This window comes from Pontibacter qinzhouensis (assembly GCF_008017455.1).
In the GTDB taxonomy this organism is placed as follows: domain Bacteria; phylum Bacteroidota; class Bacteroidia; order Cytophagales; family Hymenobacteraceae; genus Pontibacter; species Pontibacter qinzhouensis.
In genome coordinates, this window is record NZ_VRTY01000022.1 from 58,372 (window position 1) to 75,656 (window position 17,285).

Annotated in this window: 12 protein-coding genes; 8 read left to right on the forward strand and 4 right to left on the reverse strand. The window is 46.9% G+C overall.

The window, feature by feature from the left end; translation table 11 throughout:
- The first annotated feature begins 264 nt into the window (after positions 1-264).
- The 6 genes from FVR03_RS07770 (at position 265) to FVR03_RS07795 (ending at position 11,496) form a co-directional block, all read left to right on the forward strand.
- Positions 265-1,701, forward strand: a complete 1,437-nt coding sequence (locus tag FVR03_RS07770; RefSeq protein WP_222707193.1) for an FAD-binding oxidoreductase — start codon at positions 265-267, stop codon at positions 1,699-1,701.
- A gap of 1,012 nt (positions 1,702-2,713) precedes the next feature.
- Complete coding sequence (locus tag FVR03_RS07775; protein WP_147921176.1) at positions 2,714-4,663, forward strand: PAS domain-containing sensor histidine kinase; 1,950 nt, start codon at positions 2,714-2,716, stop codon at positions 4,661-4,663.
- 195 nt (positions 4,664-4,858) lie between these two features.
- Positions 4,859-8,893: a response regulator gene (locus tag FVR03_RS07780; RefSeq protein WP_147921177.1), complete on the forward strand. Its 4,035-nt coding sequence runs from the start codon at positions 4,859-4,861 to the stop codon at positions 8,891-8,893.
- Positions 8,883-9,713, forward strand: coding sequence for a CheR family methyltransferase (locus FVR03_RS07785; protein WP_147921178.1), 831 nt, complete (start codon positions 8,883-8,885; stop codon positions 9,711-9,713). The genes FVR03_RS07780 and FVR03_RS07785 overlap by 11 nt, the downstream gene beginning before the upstream one ends.
- Positions 9,713-10,279, forward strand: a complete 567-nt coding sequence (locus FVR03_RS07790; RefSeq protein WP_147921179.1) for a chemotaxis protein CheB — start codon at positions 9,713-9,715, stop codon at positions 10,277-10,279. Before FVR03_RS07785 ends, FVR03_RS07790 begins: the two co-directional genes overlap by 1 nt.
- Entirely contained in the window at positions 10,276-11,496 is a 1,221-nt protein-coding gene (locus FVR03_RS07795; protein WP_255474119.1) for a sensor histidine kinase, read from the forward strand. The genes FVR03_RS07790 and FVR03_RS07795 overlap by 4 nt, the downstream gene beginning before the upstream one ends.
- Before the next feature lie 230 nt (positions 11,497-11,726).
- On the opposite strand, the gene FVR03_RS07800 is transcribed toward FVR03_RS07795, so the two are convergent.
- The 3 genes from FVR03_RS07800 to FVR03_RS07810 all read right to left on the reverse strand — a co-directional run bounded on the left by FVR03_RS07800 (position 11,727) and on the right by FVR03_RS07810 (position 13,787).
- Positions 11,727-12,437, reverse strand: coding sequence for a pirin family protein (locus tag FVR03_RS07800; protein WP_147921180.1), 711 nt, complete (start codon positions 12,435-12,437; stop codon positions 11,727-11,729).
- Positions 12,431-12,940, reverse strand: a complete 510-nt coding sequence (locus tag FVR03_RS07805; RefSeq protein WP_147921181.1) for a hypothetical protein — start codon at positions 12,938-12,940, stop codon at positions 12,431-12,433. The genes FVR03_RS07800 and FVR03_RS07805 overlap by 7 nt, the downstream gene beginning before the upstream one ends.
- Before the next feature lie 121 nt (positions 12,941-13,061).
- Positions 13,062-13,787: a dioxygenase family protein gene (locus FVR03_RS07810; protein WP_147921182.1), complete on the reverse strand. Its 726-nt coding sequence runs from the start codon at positions 13,785-13,787 to the stop codon at positions 13,062-13,064.
- A 399-nt stretch (positions 13,788-14,186) separates the two neighbouring features.
- On the opposite strand from FVR03_RS07810, the gene FVR03_RS07815 reads away from it, so the two are divergent.
- Both FVR03_RS07815 and FVR03_RS07820 read left to right on the forward strand, forming a co-directional pair.
- On the forward strand, positions 14,187-15,287 hold the full coding sequence (locus FVR03_RS07815) for a sensor histidine kinase (RefSeq protein WP_147921183.1): 1,101 nt from the start codon (positions 14,187-14,189) through the stop codon (positions 15,285-15,287).
- A gap of 125 nt (positions 15,288-15,412) precedes the next feature.
- The gene (locus FVR03_RS07820) at positions 15,413-16,111 is read left to right on the forward strand and encodes a LytR/AlgR family response regulator transcription factor (RefSeq protein ID WP_147921184.1); all 699 of its coding nucleotides are present in this window, start codon (positions 15,413-15,415) and stop codon (positions 16,109-16,111) included.
- A 580-nt stretch (positions 16,112-16,691) separates the two neighbouring features.
- Here FVR03_RS07820 and FVR03_RS24330 read toward each other — a convergent pair.
- The coding region (locus tag FVR03_RS24330; protein ID WP_187270086.1) for a hypothetical protein at positions 16,692-17,285 on the reverse strand (594 nt) is incomplete at its 5' end.

Consider the following 17,285-nt stretch of genomic DNA (forward strand, 5'->3'; position numbering starts at 1 on the left):
ACCACCTGGCCCAGGAGTAAAAAAGCCGAAGTAAATACTCCTAAAGAAACAGATAAGATTTTAAACCATCAAACCTTTAGCTAACAAGAAGAAGAATGAGTACTTATGCTGGTATCTAAATCAGTATTTTTGTAACAATAAATATAAATTAATTACGTATATTTACATTACCTATGCAGCTCCTTCAGCAGAAGGATTATCGGTTTTGGCACCAACCTTTCCTACATCTGACAAGAAAATAATTGTTTGTTAACAAGTATTAATGTGCAAGTACACACATATACCCTAAGCAAGCTTAGTGGTGAAACTGTAGAGCTGACAGAGAAAGATATCGTGCAATTGGGCAGTTGCCTCCGCGGTGAGCTTATCTCTCCTAAATCACCCTCCTATCATGAACTCCGGGCTATTTGGAATGGTATGATTAACCGGTTTCCGGGGCTAATAGTGCGCTGTGCTGGTGTAGCAGATGTAAAGCATGCCGTTGATTTTGCGCGAAAGCACGACTTGCTGATTTCTGTTCGGGGTGGTGGCCATAACATTGCTGGCAGCTGCCTGACCGATGGCGGCCTGATGATCGACTTATCGCAGATGCGTGGTGTGCGTGTAGATCCGGTAACCAAAACGGCGCGCGTAGAGCCTGGCTGCACCCTTGCCGACTTCGACCACGAAGCTCAGGCTTTTGAACTGGCAACACCCGTAGGCATAAACTCGACCACAGGCATTGCCGGCCTAACACTTGGCGGAGGCTTTGGGTGGCTTAGCCGGAAATATGGCATGACAGTAGACAATTTGCTTTCGGCCGATGTCGTAACCGCCGATGGAAATCTGCTAACCGTGAGCCAAGACAGTCATGCAGATTTGTTCTGGGCCTTGCGGGGCGGGGGCGGAAATTTTGGCATCATTACCTCCTTTAAATTTCAGTTGCACCAGGTGGGGCCTCAGGTGCTGTCGGGCTTGGTGGTTTACCCATACCAGCATGCCCGGCAGGTGCTGCAGTTTTACCGGGAGTTTTCGGCCACATTGCCAGACGAAGCAGTTGTTTGGGCAGTAATGCGGAAGGCACCGCCTTTACCATTTCTGGCGGAGGAATGGCATGGCAAGGAAGTGGTTATTCTGGCTGTCTTTTATGAAGGTGATGTAAGCGTAGGTAAAGTTGTTCTGGACCCGATTCGTGCCTTCGGTAACTCCATTGCCGATGTGGTGGGCCCACATGTGTATACCAGCTGGCAGCAGGCATTCGATCCTTTGCTAACATCGGGTGCCCGCAACTACTGGAAGTCGCATAACTTGAGTGAACTTAGCGATGAGGTGCTGGACCTGCTGATAACACGTGCCGGTAACTTGCCAACTCCTCAAACCGAAATATTTGTAGCCCAGGTTGGTGGCCAGATCAGCCGCATCGGCAACGATGAAACAGCTTACGCCAACCGCGATGCCAAGTATATAGTAAATGTGCACACCCGTTGGGATACTGCCCCTGAAGATGAGCAAAACGTGCAATGGACACGCTCATTTTTTAATGAGCTGGCGCCATTTGCAACTGGTGGCGTGTACGTCAACTTTATGGCCCAAGACGAAGAAACCAGGATTCAGGCAGCTTATGGTTTGAATCTGGAGCGGCTTTCAGAAATAAAAAGCAAGTACGACAGGCACAACATGTTCAGGTCTAACCAGAACATACTACCGACTGCTTTTGCATAAATCTAAAAGTCTCTTTTACACCTGAACTACCACTTAGCCTACAAACTTACCCTTGGATAAAAAAGCTGTTTTTTTCTTCTGGAGGCCATTTTCATTTGAAAAATTAAGCAAGATTTAGGAAGGGAGGTCTTTCTGTAGAATAAAAGTAACACTGCCTTTGAGACTTCGTTGATGATTCCTAATTCCTGATTCGCAACTTCTTTTCATGGCATCAGAAGTTCAGGATTTTGGAAGATAGGGGAGAAGTAATTTGCCGCCATGTTCATTTGCTTCTGATGATTAACAAGAAATAAAATGTGTTTTGCGAAGCTTAGTGTGTGATCGATGATAACCATGGCTGTTGATTGTCGTCGCTTAGCTAAAAAAGCTTGTAGATACTCTGATATAGGTCGGTGGCAGCAACAGCTATGGAGTTCTTTCCGGTTATGCCGCTCCTGGATTTTTACTGGAATACCCTCATTAAATTATTCAAATGAAAATGACCTTCCAAAGTCATTTTAGCAATTTAGCCTCCAAGGGTTAGTAGCCTTTTGGTAAAACAGCGAAGGCTAGGCTGTTAGTGTAGAGGCAACGCTCCGCATTAATATTGCTTGGAAGCGCCTTTATTTTCAGCTAAAACAAGAGCAGGTAAACCTTTTTGTAACTTATCTGTAAAATAAACCTCCTGATTTTTAAGGGCCTGGCATGTAGTTGCAACTATTCTGTTACTGTTTTGCGCTCAATGCCGTACATCGGGTTTCAGACTTGCTCTAACTTGTTTGTAAATCTCCCGTTGCATTAGTAGCTAAGCATTTTATGTCCTCCCGAAGCAATGCATCCATTAAGCGAAAAATAAATTGGTTTGTTGCTGGTTTTCCAGCCTGTGCTTTGGAGCATAAAATGTTCTTTTGTTCATCAAATAATCGTTACTTTCCAAAATCTTGTTTCGTGTAGTTTCAGACATTTAAATAAGCAGGAAGAGCCTTTGACGAAGAAGGTGGTGCAGAGCTCATCCTATACATTAACAGTAACTATGGAATCTAACCTTACACCAGAAGTATTAGCCTCTCAGCCTGCCACTTCAACAGAAGATTATTATCGTTTGTTGGTGAATCAGATAACTGATTATGCTATTTTTTTACTTGACGTAACCGGCTGCGTTGCCACCTGGAATGCCGGCGCGAAAGAAATAAAGCAGTACTCAGAAGAGGAAATAATAGGGAAGCATTTTTCTGTTTTCTACACCTCCGAAGCCAAAGCCGAAGACTACCCGGGCATGGAACTGCGAGAGGCTAGAGCAAACGGAAGGTTTGAGGACGAAGGCTGGCGTGTGTGCAAAGATGGCACTGTATTCTGGGCAAACGTGATCATTACAGCTATTTACAATAGCCACAACGACTTAATCGGTTTTTCTAAAGTTACCCGCGACCTCTCCGCAAGAAAGAAGGCAGAAGATGAGCTGTATCTGGCCCTGGAGGAGCTGAAAGTTAGTGAGCAAAGGTTTCGTCTCCTGATAGAAGGAGTAACAGATTATGCCATTTTCATGCTCGACCCTGCCGGTAACATAGCCACCTGGAACGAAGGTGCCAGGCGCATGAAAGGGTATGAAAGTTATGAGATTTTAGGTAAGTACTTTTCTAAGTTCTATAGCCCGGAGGCCATTGAAGAAGGCTTTCCGGAGTATGAGCTGAAGGAGGCGAAGCGTAAAGGGCGCTTTGAGGATGAAGGCTGGCGTTACCGAAAAGATGGTTCTGTGTTTTGGGCCAACACCATTTTAACGGCTATGTACAATGCCAAAAATGAGCTCATCGGTTTCTCTAAAATAACCCGGGACCTGACCGAAAAACGGAAGCTGGAGCAGCAGCTTTTCAGCACCAACGAAGATCTGAAGGAGAGTGAGGAAAAAACCAAATTGCTCATTAACAGTGTGCAAGACTATGCCATCATTATGCTGAACCCCGATGGCGTAATCTTGAGCTGGAACACGGGTGCAGAACGCATTAAAGGCTACACTGCCTCAGAGATAATAGGCAGGCACTTCTCTATTTTCTACGGCCAGGATGCCATACAATCCGGGTTTCCGCAGTTCGAGCTGAACAAGGCAATTGAAAATGGACACTTCGAAGACGAAGGCTGGAGAAAACGTAAAGATGGTACGGCTTTTTGGGCAAACGTCGTTATTTCTCCAATATACAATTCGCACAACCGCTTGCTGGGCTACGCAAAAGTAACCCGCGACCTGACCGAGCGCCGCCGCAACGAAGAACTTACGCAAAAAAACAAAGAGCTCATCCGGATAAACAACGAACTCGACAACTTTGTTTATGCCGCCTCGCACGACCTAAAATCACCGATCGTAAACCTGGAAGGCCTGCTAACCGCGCTGCAGGAAGATATGGGGCCACAGAAAGAGGCGCATGAGGAGGTGCTCACCATGATGTCGGACTCTATTGTGACGCTTAAAAAAGTAATAGCCGATTTAGCCGACATCATTAAACTGCAGCAGGATAAAGAGCGGCCGGTGTGTGTTGATCTGGCAGAACTTGTAGTGGAGGTAAAAGCGAACATGCGCGAACTTATTTCCAGTAGCAAGGCAGAAATAACGCTGCAACTGCAGGGTTTCGACAGCCTCAAGTACTCCCGCAAAAACCTGCGGAGCATCTTATTTAACCTCCTCTCCAATGCCATAAAATACGCAGACCCGAAGAGAGCGCCCAAAGTCAGCGTCAGCACCTCTATAGCAGCTACCGGCGACTATGTTATCTCCGTTGCCGACAACGGTTTAGGAATAGCCAACCACCAGGTCGATAAAATTTTCTCGATGTTTAAACGGGCCCACGACCACGTGGAGGGCTCGGGTATAGGCTTATACCTGGTTAAAAAAATACTCAGTAACTCAGGCGACAAAATAAACGTGACGAGCGAAGAAGGCCGGGGCTCTGTTTTTACAGTTACTTTCAGAAAAGAAGACCAGCAGTCTTAAAGCATTTCAGCCACAGCTTGCTGGCGCCAGCCGCTTTACATTATACTGATTTTAGGTTATAGTAAAAGTTAAATTGGTGCCTAAAAGCGTAAAAATAGTTGGATTGTATGCAAATAGGAGAACATTTAGAACGTGTTTTAGTATTTTGCAACCTTAAGATCCAAGAAGTCGCTTTAGCTTTTACTAACCGATTACATGAACGTTATTAAAAACCTTAAAATCAGGGATAAGCTGCTGCTGTTGCTGTCGCTATTGCTTTTTCCGCTTGTTTACTTTGTATTTAATGCGGTGCAGCTGGAGATAGAGGAGAATAACCGCCTGAACAACGAAGCTGTCCAGCTTGCAGAGTCTGAAAAATTATCGAACGTTATACACGAATTTCAGCGGGAGCGGGCTCGTATGATTGCATCGGTAGGTGGAAATGAAGATTATCTGCTAGCAGCCAAAACACAGCGCACAGTTACCGATGCAGCCGAACGTGACCTGAAGCAATTTCTGGAGAAGACAGGCCGATCGTTTTCGGATATCTCGCTGTTGCATTCTCTGCAGGAGTACCGCAACGATGTAGATAAAGATAAACTGGATGTACCAAAATTCAGGAGTTATTCAGAAGACCTTATTTATGCTTTTTTGGGCCGCATAGATTCTAATGCCAACGGAGTAGGCGATGAAGACTTAAGTCAGGAGATGCTGAGTTTAAGAAGTCTAATAGAAGCTAAGATTCAGCTGGCGCGCATGCGTAGCCTGCTGATGAAGGTAATGCAGGAAGGGGTTTTTGATTTTGAAGATTATGCAGAAATGCGTTCGCATAAAAGGTTCTACGAGCGTGCCTTAGTCGATTTCGATCGGTTCGCCAGTTCCAATACCTCTGCTGAGGTAGCTTCCGTTTTGTCGTCAGACAACTACCGGCAAATTGCCCTGATGTTACAGCGCATCGACCGTGACCCTGGAACCTCTTTCGATCCTGAAAATGCGGTTCCGGTATTCAATAATTTCACTACAAGTATAGAAGATTTTCGACAAGTAGAAAAGTCGCTGCTGGACTCCATTACGGTTCAGGTAGCCAATGAAATACGGCAGAAGCACCAGTACCTGATCGTGTTGGCCATAGCAGCCATTGTGTTGCTGCTCCTGATGAGTTGGCTGTCGTTTTACATTGTGAGCCTTATTTCTAATTCGCTGGCCAAACTTAAAGTTGCCGCCGATCGCATCAGGTTAGGTGCCACAAACGTGGAGATTGGCGTAAACAGCAAAGATGAAGTTGGCTTGGTGGCAGATTCTTTCAGAGGTGTTTTAAACAAAAACGTGTCGCTTACGAAAGTGGCGCAGGCCATCGGTGAAGGCAATTATGAGGTAGAGGTAGAGGTGCAGAGCGAGGAAGATGGCCTGAGTTTCGCCATCAAAGACATGAAGGAAAACCTGCAACGCTTCTCAACCGACAATGCCAACAGGAGCTGGATTTTGGCTGGCATATCTGAACTGAACGATCTGCTCACTGGTATTACCGTACTAGATGAGATTTCGGAAAAGGTAGTAGTCTTTTTATGCAACTATACCGGCTCTGAGGCAGGTATTCTGTACCTGCATGAGGAGGGGGGGCGGCTGAGCCCCAAAGCAACCTACGGGGTACAGTACAGCGCAGCGCAACTCGATTCTTTTAAGATAGGTGTTGGCGTGGTGGGGCAGGCCGTAAGCGAGCGGCAAGTGAAGCTGTTGCACGAGGTGCCTGATGCTAACCTAAAAATTAAAACCGGCCTATCGGAGAGCGACCCGGCTAACATAATTATTCTGCCTCTGCAGTTCACCGAGAACCTGGTGGGAGCTATAGAACTTTGCTCCAGAACTGCCTACAACGATTTGTACCAGCAGTTTTTTAAAGCTGCCTCTGAGCGCGTAGCCGTTATGATTCACACGCTCAAGATACATTTGCAAACACAGGAGCTGCTCTACGAAACGCAAAACCAGGCCGAAGAACTCGAAACCCAGCAGGAGGAACTGCGGCAGCTGAATGCAGAACTCAAAGCCTCGGAAGAAGAACTGCGCGTAAACCAGGAAGAGCTGCAGGAAAAGAACTCAGAACTCGAAGAAAAAGCCCAGCTCCTGGAAGAGCAGTACGAAGCCTTGCGCGGTAAAAACGATGCACTAGAAGATGCTCGCCAGGCCATAGAACTTAAAATTAACCAGGTCGAGACGGTAAGCAAATACAAAAGCGATTTCCTGGCTAACATGAGCCACGAACTGCGCACGCCGCTCAACAGTATTCTCATCCTGTCGCGATTGTTGGCCGATAACACCGAAAACACGCTCTCGACCAAGCAGGTGGATCATGCCCAGATTATACACCGCTCCGGAAACGACCTGCTGAAGCTGATAAACGAAATACTGGACCTCTCCAAAATAGAATCGGGGCTGGTACGCCTGGAGGTAAACGAAACCAGAACCACCGACATCCAGATGGAGCAAATATTTGGTGAGGTGGCCCGAAAACGTAACATCCGGTTTACGCAGCATATCGCCCCCGATATGTACGACACCCTGGTAACCGACCGTTTCAGGCTGGAACAGATTCTGAAGAACTTTATCGGGAACGCCCTTAAGTTTACAGATGAAGGCGGGGAAGTAGAGTTCTCTATTTACCCTGTCCGGAACAAACCACGATTTAAAACCGATTCCCTGAAGGAACACCAGGAGATTATCGCCTTTTCGGTTAAAGACACGGGCATCGGCATTCCGAAAGACAAGCAGGAGATGGTGTTCGAAGCCTTCCAGCAGGCCGATTCTTCTACTACGCGCCGGTATGGAGGCACAGGGTTGGGACTCACCATCAGTAAAGAACTGGCCACTATTTTAGGCGGTGAGCTGCAGCTGGAGAGTGAGCCGGGCGTTGGCAGCACCTTTACGCTTTACCTGCCACGCACGCCGCACGAGCAGCCACAGCCGCAGCAGGTTCAGCCACAGCAGGCCGGTACTCCGCTCGCGCTGCCGGCTACTCCTGTTTCCCCAAAATCAGACTCCGTGGTGCAGGTGCTTCAGCGCATTACCTCCAGAGACAAAAAAGAAATAAAAGTGCTGATCGTGGAAGATGACAAAGGCTTCAGCGATATTCTGGCTGATTTTGCCACGGCTAAAAACTTTACCGTTTTTAAAGCTTACACCGGAGCCGATGGCCTGGCACTGGCTAAAGCCGAGCAACCCGACGCTATTCTGCTCGACATACACCTGCCCGATACAACCGGCTGGGACGTGCTCCGCGAGATAAGGGAAGACAAGGACCTGCGCCACATCAATGTACACGTTATGTCGGCTTACGACAGCGAGGTAACAGGCGAGTTTCAGGAGAACGAGGAATACCTGCCAAAGCCGGTAACCCTCGAAATGCTGAACAAAGCCTTTACCACTATTGCAGGCATAACAGATGGTGCCATCGAGAATATATTAATTGTAGAAGACAACGAGATAGAGAACAAGGCCGTGGCCGAGTTGTTGCTGGCCCACGGCATGCGCTCAACCTCTGTGTACACAGCCGAGGAAGCGGAGCGGGTGCTGGCCAAGCAGAAAGTAGACTGCATTATTCTGGACCTGAACCTGCCTGGCATGAAAGGCTACGAGTTTATGCGTGCCATTAAGTCGAAAGAGGGGCTGGCTTCCATACCGATTGTGGTGTACTCCGGCAAAGACCTGAGTGAGGAAGAAGAAACTAAGCTGAAGGAATTTGCCAACACCATTATTATTAAAAACGAATACTCCTACCTGCGCCTCCTCGACGAGGTGCAGCTGTTCCTGCACAAGGTTAACCAGAAGCTGCCACTTGGCAATGAGTTCAAGATGAAGCTGCATGTGCCGGAACAGATTTTAAAAGACCGTAAAATACTTGTCGTAGACGACGATGTGCGTAACGTTTACTCGTTAAGCAGTTTACTTGAACTTCATGGCATGGAAGCCGTAGTTGCCTATGACGGAAAAGAAGCTTTACAGAAACTGGAAACAGAAACTGACGTAGACATGGTGCTGATGGATATTATGATGCCCGAAATGGACGGCATTGAAGCCATAAAGCGGATCCGAAAAAACACGAAACACAAACGTATGCCCATAATAGCGCTCACGGCCAAAGCCATGAAAGAGGATAAGGAAAAGTGTATCAAAGCCGGCGCATCAGACTATATACCAAAGCCGATAGATACCGATAAGTTGCTGACGTTAATGCGGGTTTGGCTGTATGAAGGTTGAGGACGAGGCGCAGTTTGAGCACGACGTCGAAGAACTGATGGAACAGGTGCACCTGCAGTATGGTTATGATTTCAGGGGCTACTCCAGGGCATCGCTCTACAGGCGCATTAAGCGTTTTGTGGGTAATACAGGCATCGAGAATATGCAGGAGCTTCGGCAGTCGGTGCTCGGCAACAGCTTTTTCTTTGAAGGTTTTCTGCAGGAAATTACTGTAAACGTAACAGAGATGTTCCGCGACCCTTCTTTTTTCCTGTCGCTGCGCCAGAATGTGCTGCCTATTCTTTCTACTTACCCGTTCATTAAGATCTGGGATGCAGGCTGCTCTACCGGCGAGGAATTGTTTTCGCTGGCTATACTGCTGCAGGAGGAGGGGCTGCTGGAGCGAACCAAGATCTACGCCACCGATGTAAACCAGAAAGTGCTGCGGCAGGCGAAGGAAGGAATTTTTCCGGCTACCAACATAGCTGCGTACACAGCAGGGTACTATGCATCAGGCGGGAAAAAGGAGTTTTCAGAATATTATGTAAGCAACTATGGCAGCCTGAAATTTAAATCGTATCTTATAAAAAATGTAGTGTTTTACCCGCATAACCTGGCCACCGACGCTTCATTTAATGAGTTTCACCTGATTCTGTGCCGCAATGTGCTTATATACTTTACGCATGCCCTGCAGGAGCGCGTGTTCAAGCTCTTCGACGAAAGTATGGTTGATTTAGGCTACCTGGCCCTGGGCAAAAAAGAGACGCTGTCGCTTTCGGTTATAAATGCGCGGTATCAACTCACAGACAAAAGCAACAGAATTTACCGCAAAGCAAGCTAATGAGTGCTTATGATAAAGTATTGGTAATGGGAGGCTCCTGGGGCGGCATACAGGCCTCTATACAAGTGCTGCAGGCGCTGCCTTCGGGCTTTAAATTGCCAGTAGTACTGGTGCTGCACCGCCTCCGCAACACCGAAAGCGACCTGCAGCGGATCTATGAGAAAAAGACAAAGCTGCAGGTGCAGGAGATAGAGGAAAAGGAGCTGCTAAGGCCTGGTTGTGTGCACCTGGCGCCAGCCAATTACCATGTGTTGCTCGAAAGAGACAATACGTTTTCATTAGATGTTTCTGATTTAGAAAATTACTCACGCCCTTCTATAGACGTGACTTTTATGAGTGCTGCCGATATATTTGGGAAACAGGTAATAGGGGTGCTGCTAAGCGGTGCCAGCAAAGATGGTAGCGCTGGCTTAAAGTACATTTACGATAAAGGTGGCCAAACCATTGTGCAGGACCCTGCAGAGGCCGAAATCAGTACCATGCCCGAATCAGCTATAAAATTAGTGCCTGGCTGCAGCGTAATGAGTTTAGGAAGGATTCAGGAATACTTACTTTCGATTACATGATGATTGACCAACAACCACAGACTGACTCCGTTGAGCTACTAGATGCTAACCTGGTGAAGGTGCTCCTGGTTGACGATAAGCCGGAGAACCTGATCAGCCTGGAAAGTTTGCTCTACAGCGAAGGAGAAAATATAAGGTACCTGTTTGCCGGCTCCGGAGAAGATGCCCTGAAAATTGCCTTACGCGAGGAACTGGCCCTCATACTGCTCGATGTGCAGATGCCCGGTATGAATGGTTATGAAGTGGCGCAGTACCTGCACAATAACTCCAAAACCAAAGATATCCCGATTATTTTTGTAACTGCCATTGTAGAGCAATCGTCGCATGTGGTGGCTGGGTTTGAGGCTGGTGCCGTCGATTTTCTGTTTAAGCCCCTGCACCCTTATATTACCCGCGCCAAGGTAGCTGCGTTCATCAACTTCTTCAATCAGAAAAAGGAACTCGAAAAGGCCAATAAAGCCGCTCTGAACCTTAACCGGGAACTGGAGCAACGGGTGCAGGACCGCACCAAAGAACTCATCAAAATAAACAAGGACCTGGAGAATTTTGTTTACACGGCCTCACACGACTTAAAAGCACCCATCACAAACATAGAGGGCCTGATTAAAGCCTTACAGGAAACATTAAACGATAATTGCGTGGAACTGGCGGAGACAAACTCTATCCTGCAGATGATAGACAACTCCATAGACCGGTTCAAAAATACGCTCACCGACCTGACGGAGGTAGCCAAACTGCAGTACCAGGAGGAAATATCGCACGATTGCATCAACTTCGAGGAAATACTGGATGATGTGAAATCGCATATAAAGCGTATGATTCAGGAGTCGGAGGCAGAGATTTATGAGGACTTCTCGTTTGCTCCGGGCGTGGTGTTTTCGCGCAAGAACCTGAGAAGCATTGTGTACAACCTGGTATCGAATGCCATTAAATACCGTGACCCGGTGCGGAAGCCGGTAATAAAGGTAAGTACCTACCCCGAAGATGCTTACATTGTGCTGGCCGTGCAAGATAATGGCCTTGGCCTAAAAGAGCAGGACCACCAAAAAGTTTTCAGCATGTTTACCCGCCTCCACGACCACACCGAAGGCACCGGTGTAGGCATGACTATCGTAAAACGAATTGTGGAGAACAGCGACGGCAAAATTGAGTTAGAAAGTGAGTTAGGGAAAGGAACTGTTTTTAAGGTTTATTTTAAAAATCAGTCGCTAGGGTAATCAAAAGTACAAAAGCGCGAAAGTCGTTGCTCCTGATTATTTTCCGCAGCCACTCGGCGACTTTGAACACCTTTGAAATTAAATACTACTTTAGAAGCAAGTTCTAAGAACATCAGGTTATGGAAATAAGCGTTGCCGGCTACATATGGTGTCCTTTACTATCCGATTTTAAATTATTCTAATGAAAATGACCTTCCGAAGGTTTTTGTGCCTTTTGAGGTCAAGGGTTGTCAGGCGTTAAAAAGCTCCAGCAGCAGGAGTAGGGCGTGGTTACTCAATGCTTCTATTTCAACCGTTTCAGTGTTCCAGAGAGCCAGCCCATCGTGTGTGTGGAGCAACCGGCCCTCTACCTCGAAGGCTCCGGAAAGTACAAAAGCAAATACAGCCGACTTCTCTCGCTGCAGGCAATAATTTAATTCTTCGCGGCCATGGAGGCAGGCCAGGCTCAGGGCGAAAGGCTGCTCTCCAGCTCCAGCCACCGCTGGTAAAACAGGAGCGAGCTTGTTTAAATTATAATCTAACGTGAAATTCGCCACCTGACCAGGTGCAGCTGGTGTAGCAGAGGCCAATATCCAGATCTGCAGAAAACTGATGACGCTGTCTGGGTATGGGTTTGTTATTTGAAAACTCTGACCAGGCGCAACGAACTGTAACCATGCCTGCTCTACCTCCACCTTTGTTTTGTCCGATACGTTTACTTCTACCTCAAGGGCTCCGGTAACAGGTAGTACTACCACATACACGGGCTGTTTTGGGGTGTAGGTACTATGGCTTGCAGCAGCAAGTTGCTCTTCGTTCAGAACGTATAACCGTCTGAATGGCGCTTTATGGACATCGTTATAAATCCCGAAATTAAAGGTGCTGTTCCGGTTGTAGTGTGCAGCGTGCTCATGCCCCCGCTGGTCTGCCAAATATATTTTGCCCGGAGTCTGCTTTAGCATATGGCTTTTGTTTGTAAGGAGTAGATGGTAAAATAGGGCTGCAATGGCACCAGTTCGGTTAGCACTTCTGTTCCGTTATCTGGTTCTGCCGATATCAGCAGCAACTGTCCCAAGGTGTCGTGCCAGTGCATGGGGTCCGATACAAAGTTAATAGCGACCTGGTGTTTGGTTTTGTCCAGCACATCGGAGTTAATGATTTCGAACCGATAGTTGTTGAATTTAAGAAAATGCCTGCCTACACTGTTCAGGATGTCGGGCACGATACCGTTTAGCTGCTGCACATAGGCTGTTACCGCTGCACTTACCAGAAAGTGCAAGCGCTCTGCACCCGGGCTATGCTGGAGCAGTTCGGCAAAAGAGCCGTATTTGTTTTCCTGGTTATAGTACTGCGCCTGCATTTTAAACTCCTGGTAACTGTCGTCGAACACCAGTTTTTCCCAGGGTGTAGTAGCTGTAGCATCAATTACCTTTCGGTAACAAAATGTTATGACGCGGGTCGGCATGAGCTTTCTTCGTTAATTTGTTGTTGGTGCTCTCCTGCTAAAGGCTTTTTTACTAGTTTCTGAAACAGCCGGAGGAAATACTATTATAAACGGTTGATTATTTTTGATGATGCTCGTTACATTAGGCGGCAACATTCAGCTGAATTGCCAATTCGAAACCATTGCTGGTGTCGCCGGTAACTGTGGCGATCTGGATACCGGCCGTATCGTCGCTGAAAACATTATCTCTGGAGTTGTAGGTATACCCCGATAAGCCTTTGCTGTAGCCGTTAACTGCCGCCACAGCACTGCCAGCGCCTTCAGGAAATGCAATTTGAGTTATTTTTAAGGAAGTGCCACTGGCATTGTACACATGCACATGAATATGGGTAGCGCGGCCAGTGTACCACCCCGGAAAAATAGTAGTGAACGTAACCAGACCGTTGGCATCTGTAACCTGCCTGCCACGCAGAAAATGCACCGATTGGTAGTTGGTTGCCTGCATGCCTGTTCCGCCATACTCGGAGTAATTACCCTGTGCATCGCAGTGCCAGATATCGACAATGGCATTTGCCAGACCGGCACAGGCGTTATTTATATTACCAATGGTAATTTTGGCAGTCATTTTATAGCCGGTGCGGCCGTCGGTTATATCGCTGCGCATATAGGAGGCAGGGCTTTTAGTAGGGAAGGGGCCAGCAGTTTCGGTAGGGGCCACGGTGCAGCCACTGGAGCCGGAGCCTGTTCCCGAACCAGCAGAAGTACCGGGCTCTACCAATTCTTCGTCTTTGTTACAGGCACTGCTGATAAGTACTGGCGCAGACACTGCTCCAAGCAGCAAACTTTTAAGGAAGTTCTTTCTTTCCATGATGATGTGCGGTCAAAGTTTTTGAAATTTAGATGATCAAAGATTGGGCAATAGCGGGCTAATGTAAACTATGTGCCGGTAAAGGAGGCAAATGTGTGGACGAGCCGGAGCCCTTTGGTTTTTTACCCTTGAACTAAAAACTTCTTCAGATGCTTTGGAAGGGCATTTTTATTCGAATAATTTGTAAGTTAAAACCAGCAGAAGGGAGTACACAGGCTAGCCAAACAGGAGGAACTATCGATTCATTTCAGCTATTTACCCGAACTACTTCATAAGCATGCTTCTGCTAGAGTAGTTTTGCAGCCAGAAAGTTCTGCAACAGGTATTTGAAAGAAGCTGTACAGAAACCAGGCCTGACTTAAAAGAGTTGGTAGAAGAAACTAAGCGGAACATGAAGGTATGCAGAAAGCGAAAGTAACTACCATTGTATCGCATGTGGTGGGGTGGGCCATTTTTCTGTGCCTGCCTATGCTGTTTCTGTCGCAGCAGCGAACGAGTGCCGACATCCTGCAACTACTTTCTCAGCCGAGCTATTGGTTGTTTAGCCTATCGTATATTATCCTGTTTTATGCGCATACTTACTGGCTTTTTACACGTTTCTTCGCCCGTAAAAAGTATATGGCTTATAGCCTGTCGGTGCTGCTGTTACTGGTGCTGTTCGTGTTGCTCAGGCCATTCGATCGACTAGTTACGCAGGACAGGGGGGAACTGCGTCAGCCCCCGATAGCCAGCATGCCGGGGCCGCCTGCGCCCAGGGCTGCCCCTATGCCGCGGCCCGGGCCACCACCTATGCCACCAAGGCAGCGCGTGCATTTCGATGTTACAAGTATTTTTCTGTTCTGTATGCTTATTGCCATGGGGCTGGCCATACAAACCGTGCAGCGACTACGCGAATCGGAAAAGCGCGCTTTAGTGGCCGAAACCGATAAAGCAAAGGCAGAACTGTCGTTCCTGAAAGCACAGATTAACCCGCACTTTTTGTTTAACACCTTAAATAACATTTACTCGCTGGCTGTAACAGAAAGTGAGCATACGGCAGGGGCAATTATGAAGCTCTCGAATATTATGCGCTATGTAACCGATGAGGTTACGGCAGAGTTTGTGCCCTTAGAGAGCGAAGTGGCCTGTATCAAAGACTTTATCGATTTGCAACGCCTCCGGGTAAGCAAATTTGTAGAGGTAGCGTATGCAGAAGAAGGGGATCTGTCGCGGCGGCAGGTACCGCCCATGGTACTCATGACCTTTGTGGAGAATGTGTTTAAATACGGTATCAGCAACCACGAGCCAGCCACTATCAACATCAAACTGAAAGCTGAAGATCATCAGATTTATTTCTTCTGCAGAAACAAGCTCTTTAAAACAAGGCGGCAGGTCGTAAGCACGGGTGTGGGCCTGGCAAATACCAGGCAACGGCTGATGCACCTTTACCCCGGCAGGCACGAGTTGCTTATTCTGGAGGATGCTGGTTTTTTTACCGTGGAGCTAACACTGCAAACCTGATATTCAGCTTCCGAGCTTGGCCATACCCTTGGCTAAAAAATGACTGAAATCCTTCTGGAGGCTCTTTTTATTTGAATAATTGGGAAACAGGAACCTTTAGATTTAGGATTATAAAACTGACTTATATGCCACTCCGATGTATTGCTGTAGACGATGAACCTCTTGCGTTGCAGGTAATTAAAACCTATGTAGCCAGGCTGCCGGCCCTGGAACTAGTGCAAACCTTCGACGATGCCATATCGGCTGCTGAGTTCATTCGGCAGGTGCCCGTCGATCTGTTGTTCCTGGACATAAACATGCCCGACATTAGCGGCCTCGACCTGGTGCGTGCGCTGGAATATAAACCCATGATCATTTTCACGACAGCTTTTAAGCAATACGCCTTTGAAGGGTTTGAAGTGGAGGCTCTGGATTACCTGCTGAAACCGATTGATATGCCCCGGTTTTCGAAAGCTGTTCAGAAAGCTATTGATTACCACAAGTACAAAAGTCAGCCTGCCGAAGAGGAGTTGGAGGGGTTGTTTGTGTACTCCGAATACCGCCTCCTGAAAGTAGCTTTTAAAGACATCATTTATATCGAGAGCCTGGAAGATTACATCCGGATTCATGTGGTAGCCGGAAAGCCTGTAATGACGCTGATGACAATGAAAAAAGTGCTGGAGAAGCTGCCTGCTGAAAAATTCAGGAGAATACACAGAAGCTATATTGTGCCGTTTGCCAAAGTTAAAGCCATCGTGAACCGTAAAGTACAACTGGCCTCCGGGCAGGAGCTACCCATAAGCGATAGTTACTCCGATTTTATTAAAGCCTGGACGAAAGGTTAAATATTGACAGTCCACTTATCGAGTCATTTTCCGGGTCTGTCTACACACTGTTTCGTCAGGCCTTTCGGTTTTGTAGTTTTGATGCAATTATTTAAGCTTTAACCCATCGACACGGCACACGCACATAAAGTGCTGCTATCGGTATAACAAATGATTGCCATGCCCCACCAAGCTAAAATTTACGCCGGAAAATTCCTGTACTTCCTGTTCACATTTGTGTTTATGCTAATCAATCTGCTTATCCTGCTCTAACCGCGATAGTAAGCTTAAAATCAATTCCCACCCATAAGCAGAATACATTTCCTTGTTCTCAATAAAATGATTCGTTAAACTATTGTTTAATTGGTAAAAAGGAGATTTAATGGAAGTAGTGTTATCGTATACCCAGTATAGTGGGTAATTTTCCTGAAGCCAATTAAAGGTATTAATTTTGGATGGCCGCTGGTTATTAACAGGGGCTAAGGGATTAGTTGTAATATTATTGGGTGCACAGTTCTGTGCAAAATCATTGAAAAAAGCTTACGTAAAAAAGATGATGAGTAGAGTTTGTTTCATGCTTAGTATAATTAAGATTTAAATTCTATTTTCTTTTACCAATAAACCGTTCCTTAACTCTTGGGTATCCTGTATGCGTAAAGGGCTTTGTATTATCCCCATAGGTGTAGTTTATTTCAATAGAATCAGGAGAAGTAACAACAACCCAGGCTTCTACGCCTTTACAGCCATCCCCATACCATTCATGGTTAAAAAATTTTTGCGCTTTCGCACCTCTTCCACCACTCCAGGTATGGGGAGAAGGCTGACACCCTTTGTTAATATTCCGCATGTCATAAACCGGGAAACCATCCACATCAAACTCACGGCTGATTTCTACTTCAAATATATCGTTCGGGTTGCTCACGTTGTAGCCCACATATTTTCCGATCGTCAAGGAGTTGCGCCAATCCATCACATAGAAAGATTTGGTGAGGGTGTCTGTGCCGGGGTCATCAGGGAAGTTCTTCAGGTCGGGCTCGTAAGTCACAATTAATGTCACATCTACCTTGCCCACCGGCTGCATGAAACGCAGGGAAAAGGAGGGCTGGTCGAAGGTGCGCTCGTCGGTGCCCACCTGCCACTTGTAGCTCGTGTACTTCCTGTTATCGGCTGCCTTAAAGAGAATGCCATTATAGTT